Raw genomic sequence first — 14,995 nt, 5'->3', positions numbered from 1 at the left:
CCCGCAATTCACGGGGGTAACAGGGAATCGGGTGAAAATCCCGAGCGGTCCCGCCACTGTAACCGGCGAGCTCTCTTTCATTAATGTCACTCGAGGAATCGGGGAAGGCGAAAGAGCGCGATGATCCGGAAGCCAGGAGACCTACCTGGAACGAGCACACCCAAGTCTGCCTTCGAGGAAAAGGTACGGTGTATGAGTAGGAATCCTGCGTTCATTTGTGTGGGTATGCAGGTTGCCATGCTTATTTCGACCCCAGCCTTTTCGGCTGGGGTTTTTTACTGGGCTGAAGGAGTCAGGCATGCGGGGGAGCCGGGTTGCATTTTAGGGAAGGAGGTGAACCAATGGCTGCAATCACTCAAAAACTTTTTGAGCTGCAGGTGAGTCCGACACTCGCCAAAATTTTGTACGTTCTGCAGTGGATCCTTCTCATCGCATGGATTCCTTTCACGTTATACGGCCTGTTTTTTGCTCCCATCGCTCCGCTGCACGATGCGGTCCATCCGACCCGTCACAGCATGACGATGGTTCCCTGTCACTAGTCCCAACCCGTTATCGATCCCCCGCATGCCTGAAAATTTGAGCAGCAGATTGCCGAAAATAGATTTGGCGGAAAAAGGAGATGGAAATCGTGAAGTTCAATTTGTTTCGTTTTTTGCTTTTCTTGCTTCTGCCTGTTGTCATTATCAGTACTGTCGTCTTTGGCGTAGGGATCATGGAGAGTTATGAGGAAAAAGGGGAATATCTGGTTCCTCAGAATCCTGTCGCACACGAAACGGCCGCATTTTCCTATCAGCTGCTCGATCCGTCCACGCATCAGCCGCTCCAAAATGCATCGGTTCATATGGAAATTGTCAAGACGGAAGCGCTGAACCCCTGGCTTTATGCCGGATACCTCCGTGAGGACCATCAAGGGACCGGTTTGGTCTATGAGATGGACTACTTGCTGAACGACGGGAAAATTGTACTGGAATCCAATTTCTGGGATGCAGGTTCCTATACAGTCTTGATTCACGCGACAGCACCCGGACTGCAAACTCCGATTGATGTAAAGATTCCTGTTGAAGTGAAAGTGCCGTTGGGGCAAATTGTGAACACCGCAGGTTTGTTTGCCGCCATCCTGATTGCTGCGATGATCAGCGGTTATGTGGCAGGCACCCTGGAAAATCCGTTCAAAAAAACCGCCAATACAGGAGGGACAATGAAAACGGTTGTGTCCGTACTTGTTTTGGGGCTATTGGTTACCGGGAATTTCTCGTCTGCATGGGCTCATGGGAATGGGGCTCCATCCGGGCCTGTCCGCAATGTGGAGATCGAAAAATCGGGCGTAAAAGCCGAACTGAAGATGAATCCTGCCGAACCCGTGCAAAAAGGGGCTCCGGTTCATTTTGCAATGACCTTCCGGGACGCAAAAACGGGCGAACCGGTAAAGGGGATCGATGCAAACGTATCCTTGAAGCATGTGGATGACAATTTGACGATGTTCTCAACGCGCACCCAGATTCAAAACGGTCAGCTGGAATTTGATTATGCTTTCCCGGATACGGCAGAATTTCAAGTCGTTGTGCATGCGGCCCCAAATTCGCCGCAATCAACACTTCCCGCTCCGTTTGACGGCGAGTTTTCGTTTGAAGTGCCTCCTGCCCATCCGAATGCAGGATCCCAGATCCGGGCCGGTGTGTTAATGGTGGCGGCCGTTGCGGTGGGATTCGTGATCGGAGTGGTTGGCGGCAAACGGAGAAAAGCCGCTGTTGCGTGAACATTTATCAGATAAGCAAAGGAGGGACTCAAATGACGTTTGTTCCGTTGACCACGCAACCGCAGGAGATTGAGCAGAAAAGTTTCGAGATCATTGCGCAAGAATTGGGGGAGCACCCTTTTACACCGGAACAGTTTCCCGTTGTGCAGCGTGTGATTCATGCGTCTGCCGATTTTGAACTGGGCCGATCGCTGGTGTTTACTCCCGATGCTGTTGAGGCGGGAATTCAGGCCATCCGTGCCGGAAAACCCATAGTGGCGGACGTGCAGATGGTGGAAGCCGGGATTTCCAGACCCCGGCTTGAGAAGTTCGGTGACGGTTCCGTCCACTGCTTCATCTCCGATCCGGATGTGGCGGAGGAAGCAAAAAAGCTCAACACTACCAGGGCCATTGTCGCTACCCGCAAAGCAGCACGCTTCTATGACGGGGCCATCTGGGCCATCGGAAACGCTCCGACCGCATTGCTGGAACTGATCCGGCTGGTGGAAGCAGGAGAAGCCAAACCCGGTCTGATTGTGGGGGTACCGGTGGGGTTTGTGTCGGCTGCCGAATCCAAGGAATTGTTAAGCAAACTTGAGGGAGTTCCCTTCATTACAAACCTGGGACGCAAAGGCGGATCGCCCGTCGCGGTGTCGATCGTGAATGCGTTGTCCCTGCTGGCTGTCAAGGAGTAACGGAATGGCTAAAGAGGCTGAGAAGGACAAACCTCTTCGCCACGGCTATACAACAGGCGCTTGTGCCACGGCCGCTGCCAAGGCGGCCACCCATGCGCTGCTGACGGGAGAAACCTGGTCTCATGTGACGATCCGGATTCCGGCAGGCATGGATGTGACGTTTGAGCTGCACAATCTGGAGTTCACCAGAGACATGGCCACCTGTTCGGTGATCAAAGACGGGGGAGACGATCCGGATGCCACGCATGGTGCTCACATCTTTGCCACTGTGACGTTGACCGACGAACCGGGGATCGAGCTGGACGGCGGAGTGGGTGTGGGCCGGGTCACCAAACCGGGTCTCGCACTTCCGGTGGGGGCTGCCGCCATTAATCCCGTTCCCAGAAAGATGATTCAAGAAGCGGTAAGGAAGGAAGCGGACGAATTTCTTGCCGGACGGGGACTCAAGGTGGTCATCTCTGTGCCTGACGGGGAAGAGATTGCCAAGAAAACGCTGAATTCGAGATTGGGGATTCTCGGCGGGATCTCGATCCTGGGAACAACCGGCGTTGTGAAGCCTTTTTCCTCTTCCGCCTATATTGCCAGTGTCGTTCAGGCCATCGATGTGGCTGTCGCCAATGGCTGCGACCATCTGGTGCTGACCACGGGCGGGCGGAGCGAGCGGGTGGCACAGGAGGACCTTCCCCAGCTGCCGGAAGTGGCTTTTATCCAGATGGGGGACTTTGCCGGAATTGCCCTCCGACACTGTGCGAAAAAAGGGGTCTCCCGCGTCACGATGTCCGGGATGATGGGGAAGTTTTCCAAACTGGCGCAAGGCCATATGAATCTGCATGCAAGAGGATCGCAGGTGGACTTCGAATTTCTGGCCGAAGTGGCGGAGCGGGCAGGCGTTCCGGAGGAACTGTTGGCAGAGATCCGGCGGTCCAATACCGCCAAGCAGGTAGGGGATCTGTTGGAGGCAGCCGGGTATCAGAATTTTTTTGCCCTGCTGTGTTCGATGATTTGTGAGCAATGCAAGAGGCACGGGGGCGGCGTGTTTGAAGTGGACACGATTTTGGCTGAGTTTGACGGGAGAATCATTGGAAGGGGGTCTACGGATGCATCCGGTGCGAATTATCGGGATTGGCGATGACGGTTTGGCCAGTCTGACTCCCGTGTTGCGTGAGTATGTGGAAGCGGCCGATTTGCTGGTAGGCGGAGAGCGTCACCTGGGGTTCTTTCCGCATGTGGAAGCGGAGAAGTTCGCTGTACAGGATGGGCTGGCGAAAGCGGTGGAGAGGATTGACTCCGTGCAGTCAGACGACAAACAGGTTGTCGTATTGGCTTCCGGCGATCCCAATTTTTATGGGATTGCAGGGTATCTGGGCAAGAAGCTGGGCAAAGAGCGGATTGAGATTCATCCGGGATTGTCGTCCATCCAGTTGGCATTTGCCCGCCTGAAGGAAAGTTGGCAGGATGCTTTTCTTGCTTCCGTCCACGGCAAGACAAGGGATCAGGTACCGAAGTGGGTGCGGGAACACCCGAAGGTGGCTCTGCTGACAGACCCGGATAACAGCCCTTCTGCCATTGCCCGGGATTTGCTGGCCGCAGGGATTACGGGCGTTACGGCTTTCGTGGGGGAGAATCTGGGGGGAGTGGATGAGCGGACGGGAATCTACACCCTGGAGGAGATGGCTGCAGGCGAGTTCTCGCCGCTCAATGTGGTGGTGCTGATGCGGGAGGATGCAACTGATGGCGAGTTTGGGACTGCAACGACCCCTTTTTTCCCGATGGGGGTTCCGGATCATCGCTTTCACCAGCGGAAACCGAAACGCGGCCTGATTACCAAGCAGGAAGTCCGGGCGGTAAGCCTCGCGAAGCTGCAAATCAGACCCCATGATGTGATATGGGATATCGGGGCGGCCACCGGTTCCGTGGGGATTGAGGCGTCCATGCTGGCCCCTTATGGTCATGCGTATCTCATTGAGAAGAACGAGGAACACATGGACATTCTGCGGGCCAACGTGGAGAAGTTCGGCCGGACCAATGTCACCTTCCAGTGCGGGAAAGCGCCGGAGGGGCTTGAGGAGTGGCCGGATGCGGATGCGATCTTCATTGGCGGCACATCAGGGCAGATGCAGCCTTTGCTGGAATTGTGCGCGCGCAAGCTGAAGCCGGGTGGTCGAATCGTCCTCAATGCGGCAACGATCGAGAATCTGTATGGGGCGCTGGAAGGATTCAAGCGGCTTGGCATGCATGTGGACGTGACGATGCTGCAGGTGGCAAGGAGCAAGCCGATTCTGAATCTGACAAGATTTGAATCCTTTGACCCTGTGTACATAGTGAAGGCGGTGCGAATGGAAGACCGGGAGGAGACGGACGAGGAATGACGACTGGGAAACTGTATGCGATGGGCGTAGGCCCGGGCGATAAAGAATTGATTACTTTGAAGGCCTATCGGGTCTTGGCCGAAGCGGATGTGATCGCCTATCCCCGCAAGCTGAACGGAGACAGCTACGCTTTGTCGATTGTGGAGGAACACCTGCCGGAAGGCATTGAACGGCTGGGGCTGCATTTTCCGATGACCCGGGACCAGGAACTGCTGAAGACGAAATGGGAGGCGATTGTGCAGGACGTATGGGACTATCTGGCCCAGGGCAAAAATGTGGCTTTCATAACGGAAGGCGACCCCTACCTGTACAGCACGGCCATCCATCTGACGAAACTGATGAAAGAGCGTCACCCGGAAGTGGAGATGGAAGTGGTCCCGGGAGTTTCGTCCATTAACGGGGCCGCGACCCGTCTTGACATTCCGCTGGCGGACGGGGACCAGCAGTTGGGGGTCATTCCTGCCACCTACGACATGGAAGCCATGCGGAAAGCCTTGGAGGAACACGATACGGTCGTGTTTCTGAAAGTCGCCAAGGTTCTGACCGAAATGATCGGACTGTTGAAGGAAATGGATCTGATTGACAAGGCGACTGTGGTAACCAAGGCGGGTTCGCCGGACGAAGTTGTCTACCGGAACGTCGCCGCTTTGGAAGGGGAAGAACTCGAATACCTGACCCTTATGATTGTAAAAAAGTGCTAAGGGGGCGTGATCCGCGTGGCGGGCAAAGTGTATTTTATCGGGGCCGGTCCCGGTGACCCGGAACTGATTACGGTCAAGGGCAAGCGGCTGATCGACCAGGCGGACCTGATTTTGTATACCGATTCGCTTGTGAACGAGGAAGTTGTGGCCAACCCGAAGCCGGGCGCAGTCGTGGAGAAAAGCGCCGGGCTCACCCTGGAGGAGATCGTGGCCCGCATGGTCGAGACTGTCCGAACCGGAGGCACTGTGGCCCGGGTACATACAGGGGACCCTGCCGTATACGGTGCGATTATGGAACAGATTGTCCGCCTGAACGAAGCAGGGATCGAGTGGGAAATTGTGCCGGGGGTATCTTCGGTGTTTGCGGCAGCAGCCGTTCTGGGGGCCGAATTGACGATTCCGGAGCTTACCCAAACTTTGATTCTGACCCGGGCGGAAGGAAGAACCCCCGTTCCGGAAGGGGAGAAGCTGGTGGATCTGGCCAAACATGACTCCACCATTGCCCTGTTCCTGTCCGCCACCCTGATGGACAAAGTGGTGGAGGATTTGCGGGAAGCAGGCTGGAGCGAGGATACGCCCGTTGCCGTAGTGCAGAAGGCCACCTGGCCCGACCAGGTCATTCTTCGTTCGACTGTTGGCGAAGTGGCGGGCGAGATGAAGCGGCTGGGCATCCGGTCTCAGGCGATGGTGCTGGCGGGGAAGGCGCTTGACCCTCAGCTGCAGTGGTCGCATGAACATAAATCCAAACTGTATGATAAGACCTTTGCCCACCGGTACCGGCGGGCGGTAAAGGAAGAAAAGGGTGAGTCTTGATGCGGATTGCCGGGAACCCAAAACCCTATGCGATTGTAGGAATTACCAAGCACGGGTCGGAACTTGCAAGGAAGCTGGCCAGTGCCATGCCAGATGCAGACCTCTACCTGTCCGAAAAATTTCTGCAGAAGGGGGATGAGGCATCCGTCTACTCTTTCCCGACAAACGTCAGGCTGCTGCTGGAAACCATGTTTCACCGTTATGAGGGTTGGATTCTTGTGGTGTCCTTGGGAGCGGTTGTCCGTATGACGGCTCCCCTGCTGAAAGACAAGAAGGTCGATCCGGCGGTGGTAGTGGTGGATGACAAGGCGAAGTTCGCCATATCGGTTCTGTCCGGTCACCTGGGCGGTGCCAATGCTCTGACGGAACGCGTGGCGGAGATTCTGGGGGCCACCCCGGTTGTAACAACCGCCTCCGATGTGTCGGCCACCATTGCGGTGGATTTGCTGGGTCGGGAGTTCGGTTGGAAGATTGACGATGACCGCCAGGTAACGCCCGCCTCGGCAGCAGTTGTAAACGAAGAACCGGTCGCTGTCATTCAGGAGACGGGAGAGCCCAATTGGTGGAAGAGGCAGACGCCCATTCCCAAACAGATCGGGGTGTTCCCCGGACTGGAAGAGGCTCGGAGTGCCCGTCCCGAAGGTTTTAACGCAGTCCTTTGGGTGACGGACCGCTTGCTTACTGAAGATGAGCTGTCGATAGCGCCCTATCGCGTGGTCTACCGGCCCAAGTCGCTTGTGGTGGGACTGGGCTGCAACCGGGGGACATCGTTCGAAGAAATCGAAAACGTGGTGCTGACCACTTTGGACCGATTGGGGCTGTCCTGGAAGAGCGTATCCTGCATTGCCACCATTACCCTCAAACAGGACGAAGAAGGGCTGTTGGCCCTCTCGGAGAAATACGGTTGGCCGCTGCTTGCTTACACTCCGGAGCAGTTAAACAGCGTGTCGATTCCCAACCCGTCGGAGACGGTCTTCAAGTTCACCGGCGCTTACGGTGTCAGTGAACCGGCTGCCCTGTTGGCCGCTTGCACAGATCACCTGCTGTTGGAAAAAACGGCCAGCGGCAACGTGACCATCTCGGTGGCACGCATCGAATTCGGAGGCGGGAAGGCAGATCATATTACGGGAAAGGCCGGGGAGGTATGGGCATGACGCAAGCAAGGAAGATGCCCCGGTTTGTCGTCGCAGGGACCGGCTCGGGTGCCGGGAAAACCACGGTCTCCGTTGGGCTGATGGCCGCTTTTCAACAACAAGGGTACAAGGTCCAGGGGTACAAAGTTGGCCCCGATTACATAGACCCTTCCTATCATACTGCCGTAACCGGCAGACAATCCCGAAACCTGGATACCTGGATGCTGTCACAGGATGTCATGCGGGAGTGTTTCTTGCGGGGAGCCGACGGTGCAGATCTGGCGATCATTGAAGGTGTAATGGGGCTTTATGACGGGAAGAGTCCATTAAGTGACCAGGGGAGTACGGCGGAGATTGCCAAATTGTTGGGAGCGCCTGTGATTCTTGTGATCAACGCCCATTCGATGGCTCGCTCGGCGGCTGCGGTTGTGCTGGGGTTTCAGCAGTTGGACCCGGAAGTCCGCATTGCGGGTGTTATTGCTAACAAGGTGGGTTCCAAAGGCCACTATGAGATCGTCAAGGCCGCCATTGAGCAGGTATGCGGCATTCCGTGTCTGGGGTATCTGGAGCGCGATGAGAAGTTGACCCTGCCGGAGCGGCACCTGGGACTGATTCCCGCAGTGGAACGCGGAGAGCTCGGGGACCTGTTCCGGTTGCTTGCCGATCAAGTGTCTGTCTCCGTCGATCTGAACCGGTTGTGGGAATTGGCCCAATCGGCTGCCCGGATAGAGTGTTCCGCGACGGGTGTTTTCCCTGTCGAGAAGCAGCCGAAGCGGGTGCGAATCGGCGTAGCCCGTGATCCGGCTTTCAACTTTTATTACCCGGAAAATCTGGAACTCCTGGAGGCTTGCGGGGGCGAGCCGGTGTATTTTTCCCCGTTAAAAGATGCCCGTCTGCCTGACGATATTGATGGACTCTATATTGGCGGCGGGTTTCCGGAGGAGTTTGCCTCTGATCTTTCCGCAAACAATGGGATGATGGAGGACATTCGGGATGCGCATGCTTCCGGCATGCCCATTTATGCGGAGTGTGGAGGTCTGATGTATCTGTGTCGGAGCTTGACCGATCGGCTGGGAAACGAACATCCGATGGTGGGGGTGGTTCCCGCAACGGTCAAGATGCAAAACCGTTTGGCGGCACTGGGATATCGGGAGGCCAAAGCGGCAGCGGATCATTTGCTGCTCCCGGCCGGACAGACAGTAAGAGGGCATGAATTCCATTACTCTTTTCTGTGCCCGGATGTGGAGAATTATGCCTGGGCGTGGATTCTCTCCGGAAGGAAAGGGGAAATGCCCGAAGGATACGCGTCCGGTAATTTGCTGGCCAGTTACGCCCATCTGCACTTTGCATCCAATCCGGACACGGTTCGTTCGTTGCTTGCCAAGTGCGAACAATACAGGGATAGGAGAAACGGGAGGGGACGCCAGTGAGCGAAGCGGTGCTGCTGATCGGACATGGAAGCCGCGATCCGGAAGGAAACGCGGAGTTTGCGGCATTTGTTGAGAAATTGAAAGAACTGAGAAGCGACATCCGGATCGATCTGGCTTATCTGGAACTGGCGCGGCCGACGATTGGGGAAACCATCGATCGCCTGGCAGCCGAAGGGGTTTCCAGGATTACGGCTGTTCCCGTGATCCTGTTGGCAGCCGGCCATGTGAAAGCGGAAATCCCCCATATCCTCGATGAAGCCAGAAAACGGCATCCCCACCTGGACATTCAATACGGCAGGCATTTGGGCCTGCATGAACAGGTGCTGAACATCCTGGAGGAACGGCTTGCCGAGGCGGAACAGGAGGGCCAGGATCGCAAAGACACAACGGTTTTGTTGGTGGGAAGGGGTTCCAGCGATGCGGATGCGAATGGCGATCTGTACAAATTGTCCCGAATTCTGTGGGAACGAACAGGGGTTGCGGGTGTTGAGGTCTGTTTCATCGGAGTCACCTATCCCGATTTTCCCGGAGGGGTGAGACGGGCTGCAGCAGCAGGTACCTCCCATGTGATCGTTCTGCCCTATTTTTTGTTTACCGGTGTCCTTATGAAGCGGATGGAGTCGATGCTGCAGGAACTGTCTCCTGAATTCCCGGCGGTATCGTTTGCTTTGGCCAATTACTTCGGGTATCACCCGGGATTGTTGGAGATTGTTTCTGACAGGATGGATGAGGTGGCGACCGGCGGTGCGTTGATGAATTGCGACATGTGCAAATACCGGCTGCAGGCGGCCCATCACCACCATCATGACCATGGACACCATCACCATCACCATGACCATCATGGTCACGAACATCACCATGACCATGCAAGTCATGGGCATCATTACGAGGACCACGATTGGCAGGAACAGGTGGTTCCGGCGGAAGCCAAAGGACACTCCTGATCGGGAGCAAGGAGGGAGAAACCGTGGGTAAGATTTATGTGGTCGGCTTTGGTCCGGGCGCTTATGAACAAATGACCGAACGGGCCAGGTTTGCAATTGAAAACAGCGATACCATTATCGGATATAAGACTTATGTGGATATCGTCAGCGGTCTTATAAGCGATAAGCAGATTGTCCGCACCGGAATGACGGAGGAAGTTTCAAGGGCACAAGAAGCGGTCAAACTGGCGAAAGCGGGAAATACGGTGGCCGTTATCTCCTCGGGGGAATCGGGAATCTACGGAATGGCAGGGCTTGTCTACGAAGTGCTGATTGAACAGGGATGGAAGCCTGGCGACAGCCCTGAAATCGAGGTGGTTCCGGGCGTTCCGGCATTGGCCTCCTGTGCATCCTTGCTGGGGGCCCCCCTGATGCATGACTTTGTTTCGATTTCCTTGTCCGACCATCTTACACCCTGGGAAGTCATTGCCAAGCGGGTGGAAGCGGCTGGAATGGGAGATTTTGTTGTTGTGCTGTATAATCCAAAGAGTGGCAGAAGAACGAGACAAATTGAGGAGACGCAGAGAATCCTGCTAAAATACCGTTCGCCTGACACACCTGTTGGATTGGTCAAGAGTGCGTTCCGGGAGGCGCAGCATGTAGTGGTGACAACCCTGGAGGACATGCTGAATTACGAGATCGGCATGTTGACCACGGTGATTATTGGCAACTCCAGTACTTTTAACTATCATGATTTGATAGTTACGCCGCGTGGCTATCAAAGAAAGTATACTCTATCGCGGGATGGAGGACGAATGGAAGGACAACCAAGGGGGTTGGCGCCAAGTCCATGGTCGTTGGATGCCACTGCTCCCATCCACCCGGAATTTCTGCCGGAATTGGAGGTGGCTGTCTCGCCGGGAGTTGCCAATAAGAACTTTACCTCTTTTCAAATGATGGAGCTTGCCAAACTTGCGGGTGATACAGGCACCATTACCTATACGCCGGGCCACGAATTGATCCTGAAGATTCCAGGGGGCAATCCGGATGAGGTGAGTCACAGATTGGCCGAGTTGGGGCTGCTGGTTTCTCCCGTCGGCTTGAAAGCTCAGTTGGTGGCTTGCGATTTCTGTGAAGGGGAGAAGACCGAATCCATCCCCTATGCGGAAGAGTTATACAGGCTGCTGCACGGTGAAGAGATGCCCAATGAACTGAAGATCGGGTTCAACGGATGCGCAATGGCATGTTACGGCGCTGTTATGGAAGATATTGGCGTGGTGTTCCGCCGCGGATTTTTTGAACTTTATCTGGGCGGCAAACGGGGGGGATGTGCCCCCCACCCGGGACAAAAGGTTGCAGAAGGCATTCCACCGGAAAATGTAGTTGAAATTGTGAAAAGCATAGTTACAGAATATAAACAGAATGCACACCCGAAAGAGCGGTTCCATAAGTACATGAAACGGACCGGGGAAGTGGCCGGCTATCTCTGGGACGGGACGGCCAACGCCAAAGAAGTGGAGCCGGTGTGCGGAGATTAGACGAGATAGGATGAAAACAGCCATCTGTTGAGGCTGTCACGGAGTTGGACAGGCAGCCTTCTTCGGTTGCCTGAGAGGAAGGAGGGGATTGTAGTGGGGAAAGGGAAGGTCTATCTGACCGGGGCAGGACCCGGCGACCCGAAACTGATCACATTGAAGGGTCTGGAAACCATCAAATGTGCTGAAGTCTTGATCTATGACCGGCTGGTGGCTCCCGACTTGCTTGAATATGCATCCCCGGACGCGGAACTGGTTTATGCGGGCAAACTCCCCGAGAACCATACTCTTCGCCAGGAAGAGATCAATCAATTGCTGGTGTTGCATGCGCTGCAAGGCAAAACCGTTACCCGCCTGAAGGGCGGGGACCCGTTTGTATTCGGCCGCGGCGGGGAAGAAGCGGTCGTATTGGCTGAGCATGGAATTGAATATGAGATTGTGCCGGGTGTAACCTCTGCCGTTGCGGTTCCCGCCTATGCGGGAATCCCTGTCACATACCGCGGGGTGGCTTCCGCTTTCTCGGTTATAGCCGGTTTTGAGAACTGCGACAAACCAGGCACCTCAATTGACTGGGCCCGATATGCTTCCCCGGGAGAGACGCTGATCATTCTTATGGGAATTGGCAATCTGCCTTCCATTACCGGGAACTTGATGGCACACGGTAGGCCTGCCGACACTCCGGCGGCGCTGGTTCGATGGGGCACCTACACTCACCAGGAAACACTGTTCGGTACTTTGGGAGATATTGCCGGCAAGGCGGCCGCCGTACAGTTTCAAAACCCGGCGGTGATCGTGGTCGGGGAAGTGGTGAACTTGCATGAAAAAATCGCCTGGTTCCAGAAGGGAGTTCCTGCAGTCCAGATATGAATCGCGATGTCTGTGACCTTTTCAGGGGATGCCGGGTTCTCTCAACATGAGTTCGAAGGATTCGGTACACCCTGAACGGTCTTATGGCATATGTTCTTAAGTCTGGGCCTATCCTTCCAGGTTTAGGCGTACGCTCTTAAATCCGGGCATACCTGTCCCGCTTTCCTGCATACCTTCTTAGAGATGAGGGTCTGAGGAGTCGATGACAGTGGACGGGTTTTGGCTTTCTTTGGGCGAGATTGTGCTGGTCAACCTGGTATTGTCAGGTGACAATGCGCTCCTGATAGCAATGGCGACGTCAGGTCTCCCCCGACGGCAGAGAAGGTTTGCCATGCTGTTTGGCATAACGGGGGCCCTGTTGATCAGGTTGGTGTTGACCGGAGTTGCAGTCGAGGTCATGGCAGTTCCCTATGTAAAAGCGTTTGGCGCTCTGCTGCTGGCAGTGATTGCGGTGAAACTGGTCGGATTTGAAGACGAACCGGCTTTCATAACAGGAGGAGCCACCTTGCTGTCGGCTGCGGGAACCATTTTATTGGCCGATCTGACCATGAGCCTGGACAATGTGGCAGCCATAGCCGGAATGGCGGCAGGCGACATGCTGCTGTTGTCTGTGGGATTGATCATCAGCATGGCGTTCATGATGGTCGCCAGTGTCTGGATCAGTTCGGTGCTGGATCGATTCCCGCAGTTGATGCTGATAGGGGCCGGAATTCTTGCTTGGACAGCCGGACGAATCCTGGCGGAGGATTCCGGACTTTCACATTTGACAGGTAAGTATGTTTGGACTGTTTTGGCCTTGTTTGTGCTGGCGCCCATTTTGTTCACAGTCAAGCGGTTCAGATCCCGACAAAAAGGAAACCGTTAATAAGGAGTTAGGGCTATCCCAAAACCGGAAACACACTCCGGTTCTGGGATAGCCTTTTTTTATAAAGATATCGGCACCCTGTGCCGTTATCTTTTCAACCGGGGTTGCTTAGCGGCACTGGGTACCGTTATACCTTTGAACTGGCTCAATTAGCGGCACTGGGTGCCGTTATACCTTTGAACTGGCTTAATTAGCGGCACTGGGTGCCGTTATATCTTTGGACCGGCTTAATTAGCGGCACTGGGTACCGTTATAGCTTTGGCTGGCTCAATTAGCGGCACTGGGTGCCGTTATATCTTTGGACTGGCTTAATTAACGGCACCGAGTGCCGTTAAGAGCTACGGGGAAGAGCAATGCCGGTAAGGAAGAAAGGTCCAGGAAAAGGGTTTGCATAAAATGATTCCATAGTGATATCATTTTAGTATCAATCACAGAGAGGGGATGCTTATGAACGAACGTAAAGCTTGGGCGATTAACGGATTTGTTGGAGTTGTCAATATCATTGTGCTGCTGATCCTGGGAGTTGTGTTGCTGGTTGAGGAAAGCCCCTTGGGAGTCGTGGCGCTGGTATTGGGACTGGTGCTTTCGACAGGAATCTTTGTGGTTCAGCCAAATCAGGCGAAAGCATTGATCTTCTTTGGCCGTTATATGGGCAGTGTTCGCGAAAGCGGTCTCTGGTTGGGGATGCCGCTTTCCATCCGAAAGAGTGTATCGCTAAAGGTGAGAAATTTTAACAGTGCCAAACTGAAAGTGAACGATGTCGAGGGGAACCCGATTGAGATTGCGGCCGTGATTGTCTTCAAGGTGGTGGATTCGGCACAGGCCCTGTTTGAGGTGGACAACTACGAGCAGTTTGTGGAAATTCAGAGCGAAACAGCCTTGCGTCACATTGCCAGCCAGTATCCTTATGATCTTTACGAAGAGACGGGCTATTCGTTGCGCGGAAATACCGAAGAGGTTGCGATGGAATTGAAAGGCGATCTGCAGAAGCGGCTGTCGGTTGCCGGGGTGGAAGTGGTGGAAGCGCGCCTTACCCACTTGGCGTACGCAACGGAAATTGCCGGTGCCATGCTCCAAAGACAACAGGCGAATGCCATCCTGGCAGCCCGCAAGAAGATTGTCGAGGGCGCGGTCGGCATGGTCACTATGGCAATCGACAAGTTGAAGAATGAAGGTGTCATCGAACTGGATGAAGAACGCAAGGCGATGATGATCAACAACTTGATGGTGGCAATTGTATCCGAGCGCTCCTCACAACCGGTCATTAATACAGGAACGATTTATTAAACGGCGGTTCTCAAACCATGGCCGGAAAGAAGCAATTTCCGCTCAGAATTGACGCGAAACTGTATGAAGCCTTGGAGCGTTGGGCGTCTGACGAGTTTCGCAGCGTCAATTCCCATATTGAATTTTTGTTGCGTGACGCTTTGAAGAGAGCCGGACGTCTGCCTGGGGACAAAGGGACAGGAACCGGCAGAAGAGAAACGGAGCGGGGAGATGAAGAATAATTTGGCAAGTCTCGGAATCGCCGTTTTGGGTGGAGGAGCCATCGGCAAACTGGTAACGGCACGATTGGTCGCGGCTGGGATCCCGACTGCACTGATTGTTCGTCGTGTGGAACAGGAGCGAAGATTGCAGGAACAGGGTCTTGTCCTGTTTGAAGCGAACGGCAGCAGATCCGTTCTACCGATCACAGTCACGACGGATCTGACAAGCATCGCTTGCGATGCTGTCATTGTAACAGTCAAAAGCTTTGACACAGAAGAGGCAGCCCGCCAAATAACTTCCATGCCAGGCTCTCCCCATGTACTTTCCTTGCAAAACGGATTGGGGAATGGCGAGATACTGGCCCGTTATATAGTGACCGGGCGCTTGCTGCTCGGTCTTACCACTTACGGTGCCACTTCCCTGTCCGATTATGAAGTTGCT

General features: G+C 54.8%; 16 protein-coding genes and 1 riboswitch. All 16 genes read left to right on the top strand.

The window, feature by feature from the left end:
* Positions 1-163, top strand: a riboswitch (cobalamin riboswitch).
* 178 nt (positions 164-341) lie between these two features.
* A complete protein-coding gene (locus tag EFBL_RS14240; protein ID WP_096182756.1) occupies positions 342-539 on the top strand; it encodes a CbtB domain-containing protein in 198 nt (65 codons plus the stop codon).
* 89 nt (positions 540-628) lie between these two features.
* Complete coding sequence (locus EFBL_RS14235; protein ID WP_096182755.1) at positions 629-1,756, top strand: hypothetical protein; 1,128 nt, start codon at positions 629-631, stop codon at positions 1,754-1,756.
* Between the two features lie 32 nt (positions 1,757-1,788).
* Entirely contained in the window at positions 1,789-2,430 is a 642-nt protein-coding gene (locus EFBL_RS14230; RefSeq protein WP_096182754.1) for a precorrin-8X methylmutase, read from the top strand.
* A 4-nt stretch (positions 2,431-2,434) separates the two neighbouring features.
* Positions 2,435-3,562: a cobalt-precorrin-5B (C(1))-methyltransferase gene (locus EFBL_RS14225; protein ID WP_096182753.1), complete on the top strand. Its 1,128-nt coding sequence runs from the start codon at positions 2,435-2,437 to the stop codon at positions 3,560-3,562.
* Positions 3,528-4,799: a precorrin-6y C5,15-methyltransferase (decarboxylating) subunit CbiE gene (gene cbiE / locus EFBL_RS14220; protein ID WP_096182752.1), complete on the top strand. Its 1,272-nt coding sequence runs from the start codon at positions 3,528-3,530 to the stop codon at positions 4,797-4,799. The genes EFBL_RS14225 and cbiE overlap by 35 nt, the downstream gene beginning before the upstream one ends.
* Positions 4,796-5,500 carry a precorrin-2 C(20)-methyltransferase gene (cobI, locus tag EFBL_RS14215; protein ID WP_096182751.1) on the top strand — a complete coding sequence of 235 codons (705 nt, stop codon included), beginning with the start codon at positions 4,796-4,798 and terminating at the stop codon, positions 5,498-5,500. Before cbiE ends, cobI begins: the two co-directional genes overlap by 4 nt.
* A gap of 15 nt (positions 5,501-5,515) precedes the next feature.
* Positions 5,516-6,313, top strand: a complete 798-nt coding sequence (cobM, locus tag EFBL_RS14210; protein WP_096182750.1) for a precorrin-4 C(11)-methyltransferase — start codon at positions 5,516-5,518, stop codon at positions 6,311-6,313.
* The gene (locus EFBL_RS14205) at positions 6,313-7,467 is read left to right on the top strand and encodes a cobalt-precorrin 5A hydrolase (RefSeq protein WP_096182749.1); all 1,155 of its coding nucleotides are present in this window, start codon (positions 6,313-6,315) and stop codon (positions 7,465-7,467) included. The genes cobM and EFBL_RS14205 overlap by 1 nt, the downstream gene beginning before the upstream one ends.
* Complete coding sequence (locus EFBL_RS14200) at positions 7,464-8,876, top strand: cobyrinic acid a,c-diamide synthase CobB (protein ID WP_096182748.1); 1,413 nt, start codon at positions 7,464-7,466, stop codon at positions 8,874-8,876. The genes EFBL_RS14205 and EFBL_RS14200 overlap by 4 nt, the downstream gene beginning before the upstream one ends.
* Positions 8,873-9,820 carry a sirohydrochlorin chelatase gene (locus EFBL_RS14195; RefSeq protein WP_096182747.1) on the top strand — a complete coding sequence of 316 codons (948 nt, stop codon included), beginning with the start codon at positions 8,873-8,875 and terminating at the stop codon, positions 9,818-9,820. The genes EFBL_RS14200 and EFBL_RS14195 overlap by 4 nt, the downstream gene beginning before the upstream one ends.
* Positions 9,821-9,843: 23 nt before the next feature.
* Positions 9,844-11,337: a precorrin-3B C(17)-methyltransferase gene (cobJ, locus tag EFBL_RS14190; protein ID WP_096182746.1), complete on the top strand. Its 1,494-nt coding sequence runs from the start codon at positions 9,844-9,846 to the stop codon at positions 11,335-11,337.
* Positions 11,338-11,430: 93 nt separating this feature from the next.
* Positions 11,431-12,201, top strand: coding sequence for a uroporphyrinogen-III C-methyltransferase (gene cobA, locus EFBL_RS14185; protein WP_096182745.1), 771 nt, complete (start codon positions 11,431-11,433; stop codon positions 12,199-12,201).
* A gap of 208 nt (positions 12,202-12,409) precedes the next feature.
* Positions 12,410-13,066 carry a YjbE family putative metal transport protein gene (locus EFBL_RS14180; RefSeq protein ID WP_165912493.1) on the top strand — a complete coding sequence of 219 codons (657 nt, stop codon included), beginning with the start codon at positions 12,410-12,412 and terminating at the stop codon, positions 13,064-13,066.
* 447 nt (positions 13,067-13,513) lie between these two features.
* Complete coding sequence (locus tag EFBL_RS14175; protein WP_096182743.1) at positions 13,514-14,353, top strand: SPFH domain-containing protein; 840 nt, start codon at positions 13,514-13,516, stop codon at positions 14,351-14,353.
* A 17-nt stretch (positions 14,354-14,370) separates the two neighbouring features.
* The gene (locus tag EFBL_RS14170) at positions 14,371-14,574 is read left to right on the top strand and encodes a type II toxin-antitoxin system antitoxin (RefSeq protein WP_096182742.1); all 204 of its coding nucleotides are present in this window, start codon (positions 14,371-14,373) and stop codon (positions 14,572-14,574) included.
* Positions 14,564-14,995 (top strand): ketopantoate reductase family protein (locus EFBL_RS20635; RefSeq protein ID WP_172899716.1); only part of this gene is annotated, 432 nt, incomplete at its 3' end. The genes EFBL_RS14170 and EFBL_RS20635, both read left to right, overlap by 11 nt.

It is taken from the genome of Effusibacillus lacus, from assembly GCF_002335525.1.
Taxonomy (GTDB): Bacteria; Bacillota; Bacilli; order Tumebacillales; family Effusibacillaceae; genus Effusibacillus; species Effusibacillus lacus.
This window is presented reverse-complemented; position numbering and strand designations above follow the sequence as displayed.